Source organism: Methylomonas subterranea (genome assembly GCF_024505185.1).
GTDB classification, from domain to species: domain Bacteria; phylum Pseudomonadota; class Gammaproteobacteria; order Methylococcales; family Methylomonadaceae; genus Methylomonas; species Methylomonas subterranea.
On the sequence record NZ_JANIBJ010000054.1, the window covers coordinates 1 to 17,855 of the forward strand.

At 53.6% G+C, this 17,855-nt stretch carries 19 protein-coding genes; 6 read left to right on the forward strand and 13 right to left on the reverse strand.

What is annotated here, in order from left to right; all coding sequences use genetic code 11:
- Positions 1-182 precede the first annotated feature (182 nt).
- The 3 genes from hxlB to NP590_RS19225 all read right to left on the reverse strand — a co-directional run bounded on the left by hxlB (position 183) and on the right by NP590_RS19225 (position 1,933).
- Complete coding sequence (gene hxlB, locus NP590_RS19215; RefSeq protein WP_256604333.1) at positions 183-716, reverse strand: 6-phospho-3-hexuloisomerase; 534 nt, start codon at positions 714-716, stop codon at positions 183-185.
- Between the two features lie 3 nt (positions 717-719).
- Positions 720-1,367 carry a 3-hexulose-6-phosphate synthase gene (gene hxlA, locus NP590_RS19220; protein ID WP_256604334.1) on the reverse strand — a complete coding sequence of 216 codons (648 nt, stop codon included), beginning with the start codon at positions 1,365-1,367 and terminating at the stop codon, positions 720-722.
- Between the two features lie 275 nt (positions 1,368-1,642).
- Positions 1,643-1,933 carry a ComEA family DNA-binding protein gene (locus NP590_RS19225; protein WP_256604335.1) on the reverse strand — a complete coding sequence of 97 codons (291 nt, stop codon included), beginning with the start codon at positions 1,931-1,933 and terminating at the stop codon, positions 1,643-1,645.
- A gap of 500 nt (positions 1,934-2,433) precedes the next feature.
- On the opposite strand from NP590_RS19225, the gene NP590_RS19230 reads away from it, so the two are divergent.
- The 3 genes from NP590_RS19230 (at position 2,434) to NP590_RS19240 (ending at position 5,735) form a co-directional block, all read left to right on the forward strand.
- On the forward strand, positions 2,434-3,945 hold the full coding sequence (locus tag NP590_RS19230) for a phytoene desaturase family protein (protein ID WP_256604336.1): 1,512 nt from the start codon (positions 2,434-2,436) through the stop codon (positions 3,943-3,945).
- Positions 3,946-4,259: 314 nt separating this feature from the next.
- Positions 4,260-5,336, forward strand: a complete 1,077-nt coding sequence (locus NP590_RS19235) for an AI-2E family transporter (RefSeq protein WP_256604337.1) — start codon at positions 4,260-4,262, stop codon at positions 5,334-5,336.
- A gap of 36 nt (positions 5,337-5,372) precedes the next feature.
- A complete protein-coding gene (locus NP590_RS19240) occupies positions 5,373-5,735 on the forward strand; it encodes a SpoIIAA family protein (protein WP_256604338.1) in 363 nt (120 codons plus the stop codon).
- Between the two features lie 895 nt (positions 5,736-6,630).
- On the opposite strand, the gene NP590_RS19245 is transcribed toward NP590_RS19240, so the two are convergent.
- Positions 6,631-6,786 (reverse strand): type II toxin-antitoxin system TacA family antitoxin, encoded by a 156-nt coding sequence (locus tag NP590_RS19245; protein ID WP_371927336.1) that lies wholly within the window; start codon positions 6,784-6,786, stop codon positions 6,631-6,633.
- A 70-nt stretch (positions 6,787-6,856) separates the two neighbouring features.
- Between NP590_RS19245 and NP590_RS19250 the strand changes: the two genes are divergently transcribed.
- Positions 6,857-7,114 carry a hypothetical protein gene (locus NP590_RS19250; RefSeq protein WP_256604341.1) on the forward strand — a complete coding sequence of 86 codons (258 nt, stop codon included), beginning with the start codon at positions 6,857-6,859 and terminating at the stop codon, positions 7,112-7,114.
- Between the two features lie 28 nt (positions 7,115-7,142).
- Here NP590_RS19250 and NP590_RS19255 read toward each other — a convergent pair whose 3' ends face one another.
- Positions 7,143-7,319, reverse strand: coding sequence for a hypothetical protein (locus NP590_RS19255; protein WP_256604342.1), 177 nt, complete (start codon positions 7,317-7,319; stop codon positions 7,143-7,145).
- Positions 7,320-7,777: 458 nt separating this feature from the next.
- Here NP590_RS19255 and NP590_RS19260 point away from each other — a divergent pair, with 458 nt between their 5' ends.
- On the forward strand, positions 7,778-8,680 hold the full coding sequence (locus tag NP590_RS19260; RefSeq protein WP_256604343.1) for a hypothetical protein: 903 nt from the start codon (positions 7,778-7,780) through the stop codon (positions 8,678-8,680).
- 48 nt (positions 8,681-8,728) lie between these two features.
- Here NP590_RS19260 and NP590_RS19265 read toward each other — a convergent pair whose 3' ends face one another.
- From NP590_RS19265 to cysK, 4 genes are all read right to left on the reverse strand, one after another.
- Complete coding sequence (locus NP590_RS19265; RefSeq protein WP_256604344.1) at positions 8,729-10,522, reverse strand: family 2A encapsulin nanocompartment cargo protein cysteine desulfurase; 1,794 nt, start codon at positions 10,520-10,522, stop codon at positions 8,729-8,731.
- On the reverse strand, positions 10,509-11,426 hold the full coding sequence (locus tag NP590_RS19270) for a family 2A encapsulin nanocompartment shell protein (protein WP_256604345.1): 918 nt from the start codon (positions 11,424-11,426) through the stop codon (positions 10,509-10,511). Before NP590_RS19270 ends, NP590_RS19265 begins: the two co-directional genes overlap by 14 nt.
- Before the next feature lie 398 nt (positions 11,427-11,824).
- The gene (epsC, locus tag NP590_RS19275; RefSeq protein ID WP_256604346.1) at positions 11,825-12,748 is read right to left on the reverse strand and encodes a serine O-acetyltransferase EpsC; all 924 of its coding nucleotides are present in this window, start codon (positions 12,746-12,748) and stop codon (positions 11,825-11,827) included.
- The gene (gene cysK / locus NP590_RS19280) at positions 12,745-13,722 is read right to left on the reverse strand and encodes a cysteine synthase A (RefSeq protein ID WP_256604347.1); all 978 of its coding nucleotides are present in this window, start codon (positions 13,720-13,722) and stop codon (positions 12,745-12,747) included. The genes epsC and cysK overlap by 4 nt, the downstream gene beginning before the upstream one ends.
- Before the next feature lie 473 nt (positions 13,723-14,195).
- Here cysK and NP590_RS19285 point away from each other — a divergent pair, with 473 nt between their 5' ends.
- Complete coding sequence (locus NP590_RS19285) at positions 14,196-15,314, forward strand: sigma-54 interaction domain-containing protein (RefSeq protein ID WP_256604348.1); 1,119 nt, start codon at positions 14,196-14,198, stop codon at positions 15,312-15,314.
- Positions 15,315-15,341: 27 nt separating this feature from the next.
- Here the strand turns inward: NP590_RS19285 and NP590_RS19290 are convergent, their stop codons facing one another.
- The 4 genes from NP590_RS19290 to NP590_RS19305 form a co-directional block, all read right to left on the reverse strand.
- Positions 15,342-15,776 (reverse strand): hypothetical protein, encoded by a 435-nt coding sequence (locus NP590_RS19290; RefSeq protein WP_256604349.1) that lies wholly within the window; start codon positions 15,774-15,776, stop codon positions 15,342-15,344.
- Positions 15,777-15,824: 48 nt separating this feature from the next.
- Positions 15,825-16,166, reverse strand: a complete 342-nt coding sequence (tatB, locus tag NP590_RS19295; RefSeq protein ID WP_256604350.1) for a Sec-independent protein translocase protein TatB — start codon at positions 16,164-16,166, stop codon at positions 15,825-15,827.
- A gap of 8 nt (positions 16,167-16,174) precedes the next feature.
- Positions 16,175-16,390: a Sec-independent protein translocase subunit TatA gene (locus NP590_RS19300; RefSeq protein ID WP_256604351.1), complete on the reverse strand. Its 216-nt coding sequence runs from the start codon at positions 16,388-16,390 to the stop codon at positions 16,175-16,177.
- Positions 16,391-16,472: 82 nt separating this feature from the next.
- On the reverse strand, positions 16,473-17,855 hold a 1,383-nt coding region (locus NP590_RS19305), incomplete at its 5' end, for a PepSY-associated transmembrane domain-containing protein (protein ID WP_256604353.1).

Consider the following 17,855-nt stretch of genomic DNA (forward strand, 5'->3'; position numbering starts at 1 on the left):
GTTTGTCTCCTTATAATTTGTTTTAGGTTCGACGTTTGCGTCTCCAAACATCGTTATGCTGAGGCTCGGTGAATGGCAAGGACAACCAAAACCACACTCTTAACTAGACTGCCGGATTCGGTAACACCTTGATATCAAAAGTTGAACAGGCCCGCTTTCAAGCGAAGGCGAGCCTGAAGCCTTTATTCCAAGTTAGCGTGTCTGGATCTCATTACTTCTTCTTCGATCCCCTTGTCATGGATCACATGCGAGATAGTCGCTTCCAAGAAAAGCAATGTCGATAGTTCAAACACGGTCCCCATGGGCATACCCTTGACTTTACCGTATTGTTCGGACCGGCCGATTTGCAGCGTGATATCGGCCATATCACCTATGGTCGAATCGTCTTTTGCGGAAATCAGGACAATTTTCGCTCCGATCTCTTTAGCTTTCTTGGTGAAAGCAATCAACTGCTCTGTTTCGCCGGAACCGGAAATAATGATCAGCAAATCACCGGCCTTGATGCTAGGCGTAACGATTTCACCCACCACACTGACATCATAGCCACCGTGCATCAAACGCATGGCAAAGAAGTTACCGACCAGTTTCGACCGTCCTGCACCGGAAATAAAGATTCTTTTAGCCTGGTCCAACATATCGACCAGAGCTTTATCGTGGCCGTCGGGAGTCGCTTCAAGAATACTTGAAATTTTGTTGATGACTAACTCTTGATGCATGACTTATACCGCCGCTGCGTCTACCAATTCGCGAATTTCACGCGCGGCTTCCGCTGGAGAAGGCGCGCCGTAGATAGCCGCACCGACCACGATGATATTGGCGCCGGCTTCAACCACTTGTTGTACGGTGGCTTGCTTGATACCGCCAGCCACGGAGATGCGTACACCCAGACCCAGGCGCGCGATGTCGTTCAGGTCGCCGAATGGCGTTTGGCCAGCCGCTTGCGCGTCCAGACCGGTGTGAATACCGACGATTTGAGCGCCCAATTTCACGGACTCTCTCGCGCATTCCGCTTTGTCGGCTACGTTGATCAAGTCGATTTGAGTTTCGGCGGCATGTTTTTTCGCTGCCTTGATAACGCCGGCAATAGTCGCCAGACCAGATACGCCCAATACGGTGCAGATGTCCGCGCCGGCCGCGTAGAAAGCGCCCGCTTCGTATTCGCCGGCGTCCATGGTTTTCAGGTCAACCAGCAACAGTTTGTCGGGGTAACGTTGTCTCAGCGCTTTTACCAGATTGATGCCGTTGTATTTGATGCAAGGGGTGCCGATTTCAAAAATATCGACATAAGGTGCTACTTGATCCGCCAATGCTACGGTTTGGTCGAAATCCAAAGAGTCCAACGCCATTTGAATTAATGGTCTTGCCATGTGATGTGCTCCGAAAGTTTTATTATTTGTATTAGCCGATTAGCTCACTGCCGTAATCTGCTAGGCTTGTCACATACTCGTGATGCGTCCATAACTGTAAGATAGAAAGAGGATATATGTCAATGCCCGCAACTGTTTTGAGCAAGCGGTTAGCATCCATCTTGCCCACTGAGACTTTTGCATTCCTACAAATGTTATCGGGTGGATCGAATCGATTGGTGCCGCTTCAATCCCGACAGCAGCACCGGCGATATATATGAAAATTATTATTGTACTTACTTACTAACTGGCGCGCTATTCGGCTGATCAGTTGAAGCGTCCGTAAACAGAATGTCTTTTTCATTTGCCTTTAAGGTTTTTTCGCCAATCCCGCTAACGTTTTCCAATTCCTTCAAGGTTGTGAAATTTCCGTGCTCGGTTCGATATTGCACGATTGCCTGCGCTTTCTTAGGTCCGATGCCGGTTAACGCATTGGAAATGGTTTCGGCATCGGCCTGATTTACATTAACTGGCGCGGCGACGACATTTAAAGGCAGCAAAATCAAAACAACTAAAAAATTTTTCATCGTGTTTCCCCTTTTCAATTTTCATTGTCGGATTAGGTTTAGCGACTGCGCTTCGCACATATCGACATAACCTAGATGCTAGCTTAACTCCATTTGTGGTTTTTACAAACAATTCCTTCGCCACACCGCCCCGGAGACTTAACAAAAGCATCTTTAAATCTGCAAAAAATTGAAAATTAACTATCAACCCGATTGTGATTTTACCAACCCAATCTTGATTCATTGCAAAACAAAGGCATCACACAAACAACCGGCTTTCCACGGAGTCAGCGCAAAATAAGCGAACCAAGCATCAATAAATTTTTGCTACCTTCTAAAAAATGAACAAATCCCGCCGGCCAATAAACTCTAAATTTTTGCCGAGTGCCTCCCCTAACAGAATCCGACTAAAACAAGCCACTGAATTTACCTATAATTTCGCTCCACCTCACTCGGTAAGTTTGTGAGCCGATAGTCAATCTGCTACCCTGCCCATCCCTTTTGATTAATTTCAGTCTGTCATGCGCGGTGTTCAACAGGAATCAAGACACGAGACATACGATGTAATCGTGATAGGCGCGGGCATTGGTGGTTTGAGCACCGCGGCATTGCTGGCGAAAGCCGGCAAATCCGTGTTACTGGTTGAACGTCACGACAGACCCGGTGGCTATGCCCACAGCTTCAAGCGGCGCGGCTTCCATTTCGACTCGGGGGTGCATTTGGTCAGTGGTTGCGGGCCGCGAGGCTACCGAAACGGCAGCAGTATTTATCAAATCTGCACGACAGTCGGCATCGAACCACGAGAAGTTTTTATTCCGCTTAAAAGCTACGCGCGAGCGGTTTACCCGGAGCTTGAAATCAGCCTGCGAGCGGGAGAATCCGACTTTATCGAAGGTTTATGCGAACACTTCCCCAAGGAAAAAGATAATCTGCTCGCACTGATCCGGCTTTGTAAATTGCTGGCGGAAGAAGCCATGCTGGCCGAAACCGTTCTGGAACAGGGCCGCGAGACAAGGATTTCGCCCGCAACGGCGCTGGCGAATTTGTTTCGCTACCGCCGCACCAGTCTGCATGTCGCCCTGGACGAGTTTTTAAGCGACCCGCAACTTAAAAGCCTCTGCGCATCACTGTGGCCCTATTTGGGCTTGCCGCCGGCACAACTATCCTTTCTATATTGGGCCTGCATGATGGCCGGCTACACTTACGAGGGAGGCTATTATTGCAGAGGCAGTTTCCAGAATTACGCCAATGCATTGGCCGCAGCCGTGGAAAAACATGGCGGCGAGGTTTTGCTAAATGCCAGCGCTCGACGGATTGTAGTAAATCAAGGCAAGGTCGCCGGTATATTGTTGGAGAATGGTCAGCTTATCCGCGCATCCAGCGTAGTTTCCAACACAGATGCCCTGCAAACCGCCGAACTACTGCTAGGCAGGGAGTACTTACCCAAGGATCACTTCGACAGATTGAATGAATTAAGTCCATCCACTTCAATTTTCGTCAGCTATGTCGCCACCGATCTGCCCATGGCCCACCATAGCCACGAATCGTTTTTCTTCGAGTCGTTAGATCACGAAGCAGCTTACGCCTCCAACCTCGACGGCGATTTCAACTGGTTTTCCGCCACTTTGCCGTCCTTGACGGACCCATCCCTAGCACCCGCCGGCCAACATATCATGTTGCTGACCACCCTGTGCCCATTCGACATCGGCCAATCATGGCGGCAGGCGAAAAAGCCATTCGAACAGCGCTTGCTGAAAAAGGCCGAGCGTTTTTTCCCCGGCCTGCGTGATCATTTGTTGTTTGTGGAATCCGGCACACCCCGCACCCTGGAGCGTTACACGTTGAATCGACAGGGCGCGGCCTACGGCTTTGCCGCCAGCCCCGAACAAATCGGCCCCAATCGTCCCGGCGTGCGCGGAGTTCTGCCGGGACTATTCCATACCGGACACTGGTCTCGGCCGGGCGGGGGCGTCGCGGGAGTCAGCGTTTCCGCGTTGCTGGCGGCTGATGCGGTATTGAATACACCGGCGTAGTTGCCGAGATTAAAACCATGCCACCCGAAATGCACTCCATCAACCCCCGATTTTTCTGCCGACGCCAACAAAAACGGTAACGACCTTGAGTGTGGCGGTTAGCGTTGCAGTAAAAAGAAAATTGCGCCATTGATATTACGAAGGTCAAATCGAATGGGTACAGGCGCATAGCGATACCTTTAACGCTTTGATACAGTTATATCGCGCGATGGGTGGCGGCTGGATGGTCGGGGCGGAGTAAGGTGTACAAATGCCCAAACTCAAGGACGCCGCGTTTTTACCCTGAGTTTCTCATCTTTGAACCGGAATACGCCATGCCGCACGAGCCGCAAATCATGAAGCCTGAAGACTTTTCCCATCGCGCCGTTGAGGCGGCACTGAAAATTGGTTTGTTGTTCGTGCTGCTGAACTGGTGTTTTCATATCGCCAAGCCGTTTATCAATCCCCTGGCCTGGGGTGTGATCATCGCCGTGGCGCTGTACCCGTTGCATCAAAAACTGACCGCATGGCTGGGCGAGCGTGAAAAACTGTCGGCGGCTTTGGTGACCGGCTTGTTATTGCTGATCATCCTGGGCCCTTGCGGCATTCTGGCCAGCATCATCGGCGAGAATGTTCGGGAGTTGGCGGACAGCCTGCAACAAAATCAACTCAACATTCCGCCTCCCCCGGAAAAAGTCGCTGCTTGGCCGCTAATCGGCGAACCGCTGTTCAATTTTTGGCAACTGACCGCCAATAATTTCGGGGAAGCAGTCAAAACCTTTGCGCCGCAACTGAAGCAGGCCAGCAAATGGCTGCTGACTTCCGGCGCCATGGTGATCATGGCCATTCTGCAATTGCTAGTTTCGGTCGTTATCTGCGGTTTGTTGCTGATCAACGGCGACAGCGGCCATCGCTTGGCATTGGCGATAGGCCGGCGGCTGGCCGGCAGCAAGGGCGAGGAATGGACCGAGCTTTGCATCGCTACGATACGCGGCGTTGCGCGCGGGATTTTGGGGGTGGCCTTGATCCAAGCCTTACTGGCGGGCGTGGCGTTTTTCCTGGCCGGCATGCCGGCGGCGGGACTGCTGACTGTGTTCTGCCTGTTTCTTGCCGTGGCGCAGCTGCCGACCGTCATTCTGATTTTGCCCAGCATCATTTACACTTTCTCCCATCAGGATACCCTGACCGCCACGGTCTTCATGGTCTGGATGCTGGGCGTGGGTGCGATCGATAACGTGCTCAAACCGTTATTGATGGGGCGCGGCCTGGATTTGCCGATGGCCGTGGTCTTCATCGGAGCCATCGGCGGCATGCTGTTTTCCGGGATCATCGGACTTTTCGTGGGCGCCGTGGTGCTGGCGTTGGGCTACAAGTTATTTCTCTCCTGGCTGAAGGAATCCAATCCCGGCTAATGACCGGACAATACAACCCATTCGAGGACATCATTTATGAGCGCGGAAATCATCAGCAATTTCAACGGTATTGTAACAAGCCGGATCAGCGGCCTGCTCACCCAGGCCGAACTGAGCACGGTACAAAAAGAGCTGCTTGCCATCATCGGCCGCGAGGGCGGAATTCGGTTATTGGTACTGTGCGAGGATTTTCAGGGCTGGGATAAAGCCAGCGATTGGGAGGACGTCTCGTTTCAAAGCCAGAGCGATCCTTATATCAACAAGATGGCGCTGGTCGGCGAGCGGAAATGGCAAGACTTGGCTTTGTTGTTTACCGGCAAAGGCTTTCGGGAGTTCCCTATTGAGTATTTCGGGCCTGAAGACATCGAAAAAGCGCGTACCTGGTTGATGGAATATTAGCGCATGCCAATGCTGGCGAGGGAATGCCAACCGCGATTTTCCTACTTGCCTTTTTGCCGACGGTATTTATGTACGGTTTGGCATAGCGGAGCCCGGAAACGGCGGGGGTCACCCCGAGTATTCCTTTCCCGCCGGCCGGCATAATGCGGCCCGTCAAGCTACACCGGCCTGCGTCGCTGGCGCTCAACGGACCTTGTCGAGCAGTTGATTTACCCATTTTACCGTGTCCGGCATATTCAAAATACCCATGTGAGATTGCTGAAAGCCGTATAGCCTGTCGGCTTCTTCTTGCGCTTCGGGCCGCAATTGGCTCGCCGAAGCTTTTGACTTCAGATGGCACTCTCTTCATTTGTTGGTTAATCAAGGCATTTTGCCACTCAGTACACAAGGAGCCGGCGTCATTAACGCTATAAATGAATTCTCAGCAAGGTTCCGCCAAAATATCCCGAACTGTCTCTAACGTCATCATCAAGATCATTGCTTGTAAAGGTGACTCCAAAAATCCCTGTTAAAGATAAATTTGTTTGGCTTATTCTGACAAAGCATGTACCAATATAGCCAATACACCCGAATCCCCCCGAGACATTGGCTACCCGTATCATTGCGTCGCGCAACAGCGCTTTCCCAATCCCTTGGTTGATAACGCTTGTCGACAGCCAGTCGGCCGAGCAGCAATACAGGCAAAGGATTGGGCATGTTACGTCGCATGGCTTTAGGCGAAGCATGATGGCTGATTGCACCGGCAGACAGACCAAAGCAATGTGAAGCTGCCGCTCTATGGGGTTTTAAGTGCGTGTTTTTAAGTCAATCATTTCAGCGACATATTCCCCGCAATCAAAATCCACCAACTGATGATCTGACGTGATCGGTTCTGGAGGCGACAGCTTTAGAGCAGTTATTTATCCCAAGGTGCCTTGGTCTTAAGTAACCGGCGAAGCTTATCGGTCGGTGGCAAGGGTTGATCGAGCAACGCTTGAAATTGTGCAAATGCGCCTTCATCGACTGCGAAAAATGCCTGATCTAGCAGGCGGCTTCCAACATAAAGTCTGATCGACTGCGGCCTGGACGCTCAGCGGCTTATTCGATCATATCCGGTTGCCTGGCCTTTAGCGCGGATATTGATGGAAACGGGAATCGCTTCTCTGGCTTGCATTTGTTTCATGTTCGGCCTCCACTCTATTCAAGCTCAGCCGATTATTTTGCGTAGAAGAATGCAACACCAAAACGAAACAGCCATCTGGTTAGCCTTCCATACTGTGGATGACAAGAACGCCAAAACACCAAGTTATCGTTACACTGCACACGTCGAGATCGGCCACAACCCGCCGGTCGGCTTAGCTATGCAAGCGTCGGGCGCTGCGCTTGCGGTTTTCGCCTGACAAGGCTGCATCGGTCGCCACGACGCCGTCAATTGCCATCCAGTTTCAAATACGATTGATGCTGATGGGAGGGATAGACCAGTTCTTCGACCGTTTTGAGGCATTTGCGAATCGAGGGTCGGGGCAAATTGAACTGTTTCGCCAAGTCGCTGATGGCGACCTTCTCAACAAAGTGCAGCCGCCTGATTTTGGGTATGACTTGCATTTTTATCACTCCAGGGTTCTCCGGCAAAATGCCGGCCATTTAACAACCTGAGGTGGAAACTTTTCAACGTTTTTTCCCCAGGACCCCGATAAGTTTTGCACGCCGTTTTGCACCTGCTTCTACCTGATTGCCGATAAGCTGGCCGAAATGAATGCAACATTCAAAGAAAAAATCACGCAATCGATACAGTAATTTTATCCACTGGAATCAATCCAGAGTTGACGAAAAATCATTTATGCCTATAAGTCATAACAAAATCTACATATATCGTTTTATTTGTCATTCACCAGGTCTTATTATGCTACCCAAGTGAGTTGCGATTTTTTCATGAGTGTTCTCAAGGATAAAGTGAATCTCCTAACTTACCGATACGGATGTCATTTGGGCGGGATTAATCATCCCGCCGTTTTTTTGCTTGCTCACGCAATTGACCGACATAGCATAAAGGAGCGCAGACGATGCCTTTGCAACAATTAGTGGAATATTTCAACGACCGTCTGGAACAGGAACACAACAACCGCCTCAGGCCCTTCCTTCTGCAGTCCGGCAGCGTCATCGGCTTGTTCGGTTCCATTCGGATAGGGACCCGACTATTGCCGATCCGCGAGACCTTACGCACCTCAAACGTTACCGGCTATACCGCGCAGTTGTGCGTCGACAGCAATCCGCTGTCGCCCGCGCAACGCTGCGATATTGAACATCTGGTAAGCGCCAACCCGGAACCCATGGAGGATCAGGCATCGATCATTAATTTCGACCGTTTGTCCCGTACCGTGCATATGCTGAATTACTTGCCGCAAACGCATCTCGACGAACTCTTGTTCCTCGAGGTCGATCCACGCCATATCCTGGGCGTCAAGGAAGACCATGGGGCTTATTTCGAGGAAGTCATCATAAAATGCGGCCTGGAGACCGACCGCGTGGTCATCGGTTTGAAAATCGGCCGGGACTACACGCATTTTTATCCGCTGCTGTTAAAAGGCCTGCAAAATTACCAGAATCGCGGTTACCGGTTGAATTTGGGTTTGGAGTATCCGGCGGATGACAAGGCCGTTAACGATTTCATCTCCAGGGTAGCGCCGGATTTCGTCGGCTTGTCCGCGCTGGACCTGGATCAATTCCGCGACAATCGGAAGTTGGATAATTTGCAGAAGATCGGGCGTCTGGTCAACTCGCTGAATGGCAGAACCGTTTTGTTCGACATTGAGGAGAAACGCAATGCCGTGCTAGCGCGGCAGGCCGGGTTTGGTTTGGTGCAAGGCCGTTATTTTGAACGGATCGCTCCGCAACAAGATGAGTTTGCATCGCTTCCGTCCACAGCCAAAACAACTGATCGAACCGTACGTAGCGTATTTTTATGATTGAAGTAAACCTAGCGCGAGCCGGGCTCGCGCTAGGTTTTAACCGGCTCAAACGGAAAACGATTTAGCACTGCATTGCAAGCGCTTGACCACGCTTGCCAGCCTGTCGATTTCCTCGTAAGTGTTGTAAAACGCCAATGAAGGCCGTACCGTCGCTTCCAGGCCAAAGCGGCGCAGTATCGGTTGCGCGCAGTGATGACCGGCTCGAACCGCGATACCGGCATCATTCAAGGCATTGCCGACTTCAACCGTACTAAAGCCAGCCAACACAAAAGACATGACGCTGGTTTTTTCCGCCGCGGTTCCGATCAGCCTTACGCCGGGAATGCTACGCAACGCGTGCATGCCGTACTCCAGCAGTTCATGCTCGTAGCGGGCGACGTTTTCGATGCCGAGGCGATTCAGATATTCCAACGCCGCGCCCAAACCCACCGCGTCGGCGATATTGCCGGTACCGGCCTCGAACTTGGCGGGCGCGGGCTGATAGATAGTTTTCTCGAAGGTCACATCTTCTATCATGTTGCCGCCACCCTGCCAAGGTTGGGTTGCCGCCAGCACATCGGCCTTGCCGTACAGCGCGCCAATCCCGGTCGGCCCGAAGATCTTGTGACCGGAAAATACGAACCAATCGCAACCCAGGGCTTGAACATCCACCTTGATATGCGACACTGATTGCGCCCCGTCCAGCAGCACCTTGGCGCCAACCCGATGCGCCATTTCGATGATCTCTTGCGCCGGCGTGATGGTTCCCAAGGCATTGGATACCTGGGTAAACGACACCAATTTGGTACGATGGCTCAACAGCTTTTGATATTCGGACAAGATTACCTGCCCGCATTCATCAACCGGCATCACCCGCAATACGGCGCCGGTTTCAGAGCACAATTGTTGCCAGGGTACGATGTTGGCATGATGCTCCAGCCAGCTGATGACAATTTCGTCGCCCTCGCCAATGTATTGCTTGCCCCAGCTTTTTGCCACCAGATTGATGGCCTCGGTGGCGCCACGCACGAACACCACTTCGCTGGATGAAGAGGCATTCAGAAAACGGCCAACAATGTCGCGCGCTCCTTCGTAAGCGTCGGTCGCGCGGGCGGCGAGTTCGTGCGCCGCACGGTGGATATTGGAATTTTCGCGTTTGTAGAACTCGGCAATCCTGTCTATCACCGCTTGCGGTTTCTGGGTGGTAGCGGCATTATCCAGCCAGGCCAACGGATAGCCGTTGACGCGTTCCTTGAGTATCGGAAAATCGCGGCGCACGGCATGCACATCAAACGGCGGATGCGTCGACGCCAACGCGGCTAATTGCGGATGTTTACCCACTTCGGCGAGATCGCTCAGAAAATAGAACGACGGACCGCCAATGTCGGGCGCCGATTTACTCAAACCGCCAGGCAAGTTGACCAGCGCCTGCTTCAGCTCGGATTCGCCGGGCAGACCGAAACCGCGGGACGCCAACGCCGACAATGCATTTTCATCGGTAGCGGGAATTCTATTGAAACCGGTTGGGGCGGTGCCAAGCGGCACGGCCGACGCAGCCGACGGCGGTACCGAATCGATGACGTCCGCGGGCGAGCCGTAATTGGGCTGCGCCAGCCCAACCAATGCCCGCTCATCGACACCGGGACGCTTGTCGAAGCCCGACGGTACGGACTGCAGCGGCACTGACGATGCCGCCGAATGCGGTACCTTATCGATGGCGTCGGCGTCATTCGGCAATGACCGAAAATATTGATTTGCCAAGCGCGTCAGCTCATCCGGATCGGGCAAGCCCGCCGGGGCGCTGCCGCCACCGAGCGCCTGCTGTGCCAGCGCCGACAAGCCGTCATTATGTGTAGTCATAGTAGTTGTCCACTTCGACGTTTTCCAACACACCAATGGCGTCTTCGGTCAATATCGCCAGCGAGCAATACAATGAAACCAGGTAAGAAGCAATCGCTTTGTGGTTGATGCCCATGAAGCGTACCGACAAGCCCATGCTCAATTCGTCGGTCAAGTTAGGTTGATACAAACCCACCACGCCCTGGCGACTTTCACCGGTGCGCAGTAACAGGATATTGGTTTTGCCATTGGTAATTTTCAACTTGTCGGTCGGAATCAACGGCAGACCGCGCCAAGTCAAAAACTGCGAACCGAACAGCGACACAGTTGGCGGCGGTGTACCGCGGCGCGTGGCTTCGCGGCCGAAGGCGGCGATGGCGCGCGGATGAGCCAGGAAGAAGCCGGGCTCTTTCCAAACGCGGGCGATCAGTTCGTCCAGATCGTCAGGCGTCGGCGAACCTTTGCGGGTTTTAACTTTTTGCGACTCGGCGACATTATTCAACAGGCCGTACTCGGCATTGTTAATCAATTCGCTTTCCTGACGCTCCTTGACGGTTTCGATAGTCAATCGCAACTGTTCGTGGATTTGGTTGTGCGGACTGCTGTACAAATCCGCGACCCGGGTATGCACATCCAGCACGGTGTTGACGGCGTTCAAGCGGTATTCACGGCCCCACTCTTCGTAATCGACAAAGGTTTGCGGCAACACGCGTTCGTCCAGGCTGGAACAATCGACGGCGATACTGGTTTCGCTTTTTACTTTGTTGACACGATAAATACCCGCTTCCACCGGCACCCATTGCAACAGGTGTACCAGCCAGCGCGGCGTAATAGTGCCCATCATGGGCACGGTTTTGGTAGCGTTCGATAAGGTGCGCGCGGCAACGTCGCCTAACGCGGTATGGGCTTGATGAATGTCGGTCATGGTACGTACCCTTGGTGAAGGTGGAGTAATGATGTTAGATAAACCCAAAGTGCTGGCCAAAAAAAAAGCCAATGGCCGCAACTAACGGCACATTGGCTTCCGGTGGTCCGGTCAGCTAATTGGTGTTGGCATAAAATAAGTGCTGGCTGGCGCAAGTGTCAAGTGCTCAAGCGCAGGGCAACTATTTTGTCATGCAATATTTCGATAATAGTATGCCTTAAAACGATTTATATCTCCGCACCCAATATTTCCAGCTCCCCAAACATAGCTATCACCTTGATTTATTGCCTATTTCATCCGGACGACTGATTAAGGCGCGGCTTCGTTGTGATTTTTTTCGATTTAAAACTTTTTAAAAAAATAGCCAAAATAAATGGCCGGACAACCCGGCAGGCGAGCTAAATACCCGCGCCGCCGTCAAATAATTCACTCCTGACTTGCGCCTGGCTGACGTGACTGCCCGGTGGAACACTATGCGTTAGCCAGACATTGCCGCCGATTGTGGAGCCTTTGCCGATGGTGATACGGCCCAAAATCGTCGCTCCGGCATAAATCACCACCTCGTCCTCGACGATGGGATGGCGGATATTGCCTTTCACCAACATGCCGTTTTCATCCTTGGCAAAGCGCTTGGCGCCCAAGGTAACGGCTTGATAGAGGCGTACCCGCTTGCCGATGATGGCGGTTTCGCCGATCACGACACCGGTACCGTGATCGATAAAAAAGCTTTCGTCGATTTGCGCACCGGGGTGGATGTCGATACCGGTCGCCGAATGCGCGATTTCCGCTATCACCCGCGCCACCAAGGGCGCCCCCAAACGATACAAGGCATGGGCAACCCGATGGTGTATGACCGCCGTGATACCGGGATAACAAATCAACACTTCATCCGGGCTGCCGGCGGCGGGATCGCCTTCGTAAGCGGCTTGAATATCGCTGTCGATCAGCCCGCGAATTGCCGGCAAGCGTTCGGCGAAGGCGCGGGTAATGCCCTGTGACTGCTGCCAGACATCGGCGGACAAGCCTTGTTGTTCGGCTACGAATTTCAATTCCAGCGCAATTTGCCGATTCAATTGTTTCAGCAGAGTATCCAGCGTGTGACCGACAAAATAATCGATGCCTTCATCGTTCAGATCGGGCAAGCCCAAGCGATTCGGAAACAGCACCGCACCCAGATTGTCGACGATTTCACCGAGGATTTTTTTGGACGGCAACTTGGGCGGATGCTCGCGCCTATGCCTGTTTTCCAGCGATTGCAATCTTAGCGTTCTGAGTTTTTCAACCAATGCGTCGACACCCCAGCCCCCTAAAAATTCGTTCATACAGCGCCCCCCGCGGCATCGAACAGGCCTTCGAACAACACCGAACTCAAATAGCGCTCGCCGGAATCGGGCAGTATCACGACGATGGTCTTGCCGACATGTTCCGCCCGCTTGGCCACCCTGACCGCCACCGCCACGGCGGCTCCGCAGGAAATACCGGCCAAAATTCCCTCCTCGCGCGCCAGACGGCGGGCATAGGCGATGGCCTCGTCGTTACCGACCTGCTCGATCTCATCGATCAGGGACATATCCAGCACATCGGGTACGAAACCCGCGCCTATGCCCTGAATTTTGTGCGGGCCGGGAGCAATTTCCCGCCCTGCCCGGCTCTGAGTCAGCACCGGACTGGCCTCGGGTTCCACCGCAATCGACACGATGGGCTTGCCCTGGGTCTGCTTGATATAGCGCGACACGCCGGTAATGGTGCCGCCGGTGCCGACGCCGGAGACCAGAATATCGATGGCGCCGTCGCTGTCGCGCCAGATCTCCGGGCCGGTGGTTTGTTCGTGTATCCGGGGGTTGGCGGGATTTTTAAACTGTTGCAGCAATACATAGCGTTCGGGATCGGAGGCGGCGATTTCCTCGGCCTTGGCGATGGCCCCCTTCATGCCCTTGGCACCCTCCGTCAACACCAATTTGGCGCCGTAGGCCACCAACAGCTTGCGCCGCTCCAGGCTCATGGTGTCCGGCATGGTCAAGGTCAGCGGAATACCCCGGGCGGCGGCAACGAAGGCCAGGGCAATACCGGTATTGCCGCTGGTCGGTTCGATGATTTCCTTGCCGGCACCCAGCACGCCGCGCTGCTGGGCGTCATTGATCATCGCCGCGCCGATGCGGCATTTGACCGAATACGCCGGATTGCGGCCTTCGATTTTAGCCAGCACCGTGGCCGGCGCACCTTCCGTGATGCGGTTGAGTCTGACCAGCGGCGTGTTGCCGATGGATTGCGAGTTGTCGGGATACCAGTGCGGCATATGAGAGTCCTTAAAGAAAGTAAGTAGACAAAAAAAAGCCGGAGACCCAACAGGGTACTCCGGCTTCCGGTTGTCCGGTCAGCAAACGATTGTCGGTTCAGAGTTTCTTAGAATAAACCCACGGTGTCAAGCGCTTGATTTTGCAATCATTAGCTAAAAATCACCGGCACCATCAATATTCTTATTTTCGATTTAGGAATCGAAAATTAACGTTTTATTAGTGAGGGCGAGACAAAGTATGATTGAGTTGTAATTAAACAATCATTGGAACCGCGCAAGTCGATATGCCGCGCTCAGCAAAGGGCTACCCTGATTGCCTCGCCGGCAGAAATGCTTTTTAGCGCCGGACCCCATGGCTACTTTACCCATGACCATGGCGGACACAGCATGGAGCAGAAATGTTCTTCCCGAATCGGCTGGTCGAGACACTTTTAATTCCGAATTCACTTGAATACCAACTGGGTGGCTGCCTCATGAATACCGTTTTCAAACCTTACTCCAACGATCCGACAGCAGGGCAAGCATCTTCGCTGCTGACTTTCGACGAAAAACTCTCGCGGTCCTTGGCGCTCTCGGTCAGGGCAACCGCCTTGGTGTTCGAGGACCCGGTATCGCGCCACTTGCTGGAACAAATGGAGCGCATCGCACCTAGCGATGCGACGGTACTAATCATAGGCGAAACCGGCACCGGTAAGGAATTGGTAGCGCGACATATTCACGCCTTGAGTTCGCGCAAAAATAACACTTTCGGTGCGTTGAACTGCGCCGCGCTCAGCGAAAATCTGATCGAAAGCGAATTATTCGGCCACGAAAAAGGCGCTTTTACCGGGGCGTTGGCCAGCAAGGAAGGCTGGTTCGAAACCGCTCACAAAGGCAGTTTGTTTCTGGACGAAGTGGGGGATTTGCCCTTGGCTCTGCAGGCCAAATTGCTGCGAGTACTGCAGGAACGCGAGGTAGTCAAAGTGGGTTCCAGGCAACCCGTGCCTGTGGATGTGCGCATCATAGCCGCCACCAACGTCAACCTGGAAGAAGCCGTAGCTGCCCAACATTTCCGGGCCGATTTGTATTACCGGTTCAACGTGGCCATGATTCAACTGGCGCCGTTACGCGAACGGCCGGGGGACATTCTGCCGCTAACCCACCATTTCCTGAAGATGTATGCCGAGCGTCTGGGTTATGCCGAAGTGGCATTGTCTCCGGCCGCCATGCATGTATTGTTGAACTATGATTGGCCCGGTAACATTCGCGAACTGGAAAACGCCGTGCACCGGGCCTTGTTGATTTGCCCCGGCAACGTTTTGCGCCCGGAGGATTTCAAACTATCCGGCGTCAGGATTTCCGAACAAGCCAACTCCATATCCACCAGCTCGCTGGAAACAGCGTTGCATCGCCTGTTTGAGCAAGCACCGCCGAAATTGTTTGAAGTCATTGAAGAAACCGTAATTCGTTCCGCCTTCGAATATTGCGAAAAAAACCAGGTGCAAACCGCTCGCATGCTGGATATCAGCCGAAATGTCCTGCGGCATAAACTAAACCACTACGGCTTGCTACCCGGCAAACAAGGTAAATTCACTGAAAAGGATGTGGCCTGATCCATCGCCGCCGCCGAATCGGGGGCGCTACCGCATCACATCACAAAAAAAACTTGCCAAGTAGGCCGCGCTGATAACGGAAGAGCACAACTTCAGCTTACCCCCCATGCTTAGAGATCGCCAATAAATTCGACCCGCGGTTTTCCCACGCTCCCAGGCTTGCCGCGCGGAGTCGACCGCCGTTTTGAATAATCGACGCAAAATCCGCCACAACCTGTAGCCAATCCAGCCGGCCAGCGCCATCAATAGGTAAAAGGTGATAATCTGACTGCCGTGGCGAGAGGTATGAAACAAATGCTCCACCGCATGCTCGACTCCCATTTCGAACCATTCGAAACAGAAATGCAATAATTCAAATACCCCATGCAGCACACTTAGAACCACATCGATAGTCACATCAAACATCAGCAAACTCAAAAGGCCGCATCCAGCCAGAATCAGGTCCGAAGTTTTGTTAATCATCTTGCGGAGTAACCCAGTTACACATAAAACCAGCCACTGGTTCAGTAACTAGCCGATAGTGCTATCCGACCGCGCTAGGACTTGATGATTTTCAGTCTCCTCAGCCAAACTCCGATCCGGCGCAATCGCATCCAGAGCCGAATCGACTTCCAACAGGGCCGCAACCCGGTCTTCAAGATTGTCCGGATTTTGATAGGCGGCCAATTGTTGGCGTAATTCCTCGGCATGCAGTTCCTGACTGATTTGCTCCTTGATCCCCGCCGCCGCGCGTTGCGCCTTGCCAAGCCAGAAACCGGACAGGCGGGCCACTTTCGGCAGCTTTTCCGGGCCGATCACCAACAGGGCCACCGTGCCGACCATCAATAGCTCCGAGAATCCGACATCGAACATAGTTTTACTCAAACTCCGGATTGATTTCGCTCGCGACTCAACAGTTCCGTTTCGGCCGGTTTCCGCTGAGCCAGGGTATCGGCTTGCTCGCCGTCCTTGACCGCGTTCCGAAAACCTTTGATCGCGCCGCCCAGATCGGCACCCACCGTTCGCAGACGCTTGGTACCGAACAATACGATGACGATGCTCAATACCACCAACAGTTGCGGAAGACTTAAACCCATGTTGTTGCACTCCAAAATTGATTAAAAAACAGTTCATTGGCCAGGAACGCGGCCATTCCTAATCCGCGATCCCGGACGCGGCTCAATCACCGGCCGACTCGGCCGCCAACACCGGCTCGACGACACGCCCACCCCGCGTAGCGCGTTTTTTCTTAGGGGCGAAGGTTTTTTTCAGGCGCTTCCAGCCAATTACCACCGAACTGACCCCCAGCACCAGGCCGAAACCAACCCAAGTCAGCATCCATGCGTCCCAAATAGGCCGATAATACAACCAACCAAAATCCCAATGATGTAGACCGGAGTACAACCAGCGGTATACCCGGCGGCTATCGTCCAATCTCGCCAAAACCCTGCCGTCCAGCGGATCCATGTAGACGCGGGTGGCGCCCTCGTCCGCCAGTTGCACAGTCACCACGGGCAGGGGTTTTTCAACCGAGCCTTGATGATGGCGCGGATAATAGTAACTGTCGTAATCGGTCAGAATCTCCTGGCCGACGATTTCGGCATCCTTGACCAAACGTTGCACCGCCGCCATCAATGCCGGCTTGCTGAAGCTTGTCGCGGCGCCATCAACCGATTGCGGCAGACGCCGGCCGTCCCGGCCATGCGCCACCAGCACCGCCTCATCGCTTAGCCGGCGCCAATTCAATTCGACGATATCGCTGCCCTCGATTGGCGCCAATGGCTCGGGCCGCCAGTCGCGCATGACATCCGGCAGCCCATCGCCCTGAAAGCGGCTTAATTCCGCGCGATCCGGGTTGCCCGCCGAAAACAGCTTGCCGGGATTGGTGTCTATAAATCCGCTCAGCGCCCAGCCCAACGCTACCGTACCGCCGAGCAAACCGGTCCAGAAATGCCACTTGAACCAGAATTCGCGATATGGCTGGGTGCGGCCTTGCGAATAGGTCGGTTTGCCGCCGAATCCGGGCCGCCAACGCAACCAGCCGATGATCAGTCCGGTCACGCAGGCAATGGTCGCCGCCGCCCCGGACCACAGTTGCACATCATGGCGAATTTCGCCCAAGCCCAAGGCTTCCAACGGTTTAAACAAATGTATCCAGTTTCCGGCATAGTAAAGCGCCCGATCCATGCGTGTGGATGCATGTAGTACCTCCCCGGTTCGCGCGGAAATCAGTAACTCCCCGCCGGAAAAGTTGGCAATCCGGTGAAAAGGCCGTAGCGCGTTCTGATTACGCAGAATCACCGGATTGTCCACGGTTTCCAAATAGGTCAGGCCGGAAACCCCGGTTTGTTCGGCCTGATACCAGTGCTCCGCAATCCGCAGGGCCTGCTCGGGCGACACGTTCACTATGCTACCGTCGATAGCGGACAGCGAAAAACGCAAGCCCTTGCTGTCCTCCACCAGCCAGCGCGGCTGTCCGTCAACCCTTACCAACCGTGCGTCCGCGATGAAGGACCCGTCCTTGCCGGAATCAACGGGTACCTGGCGGCTGTTTTCGGCGGC

Coding starts and splice junctions, on each gene's coding strand:
- epsC (WP_256604346.1), bottom strand. CDS start 12,748: ATGAACGAATTTTTAGGGGGCTGGGGTGTCGACGCATTGGTTGAAAAA.
- NP590_RS19265 (WP_256604344.1), bottom strand. CDS start 10,522: ATGACTACACATAATGACGGCTTGTCGGCGCTGGCACAGCAGGCGCTC.
- hxlA (WP_256604334.1), bottom strand. CDS start 1,367: ATGGCAAGACCATTAATTCAAATGGCGTTGGACTCTTTGGATTTCGAC.
- NP590_RS19240 (WP_256604338.1), top strand. CDS start 5,373: ATGAGCGCGGAAATCATCAGCAATTTCAACGGTATTGTAACAAGCCGG.
- NP590_RS19270 (WP_256604345.1), bottom strand. CDS start 11,426: ATGACCGACATTCATCAAGCCCATACCGCGTTAGGCGACGTTGCCGCG.
- NP590_RS19230 (WP_256604336.1), top strand. CDS start 2,434: ATGCGCGGTGTTCAACAGGAATCAAGACACGAGACATACGATGTAATC.
- NP590_RS19255 (WP_256604342.1), bottom strand. CDS start 7,319: ATGCAAGTCATACCCAAAATCAGGCGGCTGCACTTTGTTGAGAAGGTC.
- NP590_RS19250 (WP_256604341.1), top strand. CDS start 6,857: ATGGAAACGGGAATCGCTTCTCTGGCTTGCATTTGTTTCATGTTCGGC.
- hxlB (WP_256604333.1), bottom strand. CDS start 716: ATGCATCAAGAGTTAGTCATCAACAAAATTTCAAGTATTCTTGAAGCG.
- NP590_RS19285 (WP_256604348.1), top strand. CDS start 14,196: ATGAATACCGTTTTCAAACCTTACTCCAACGATCCGACAGCAGGGCAA.
- cysK (WP_256604347.1), bottom strand. CDS start 13,722: ATGCCGCACTGGTATCCCGACAACTCGCAATCCATCGGCAACACGCCG.
- NP590_RS19260 (WP_256604343.1), top strand. CDS start 7,778: ATGCCTTTGCAACAATTAGTGGAATATTTCAACGACCGTCTGGAACAG.
- NP590_RS19225 (WP_256604335.1), bottom strand. CDS start 1,933: ATGAAAAATTTTTTAGTTGTTTTGATTTTGCTGCCTTTAAATGTCGTC.
- NP590_RS19290 (WP_256604349.1), bottom strand. CDS start 15,776: ATGATTAACAAAACTTCGGACCTGATTCTGGCTGGATGCGGCCTTTTG.
- tatB (WP_256604350.1), bottom strand. CDS start 16,166: ATGTTCGATGTCGGATTCTCGGAGCTATTGATGGTCGGCACGGTGGCC.
- NP590_RS19235 (WP_256604337.1), top strand. CDS start 4,260: ATGCCGCACGAGCCGCAAATCATGAAGCCTGAAGACTTTTCCCATCGC.
- NP590_RS19300 (WP_256604351.1), bottom strand. CDS start 16,390: ATGGGTTTAAGTCTTCCGCAACTGTTGGTGGTATTGAGCATCGTCATC.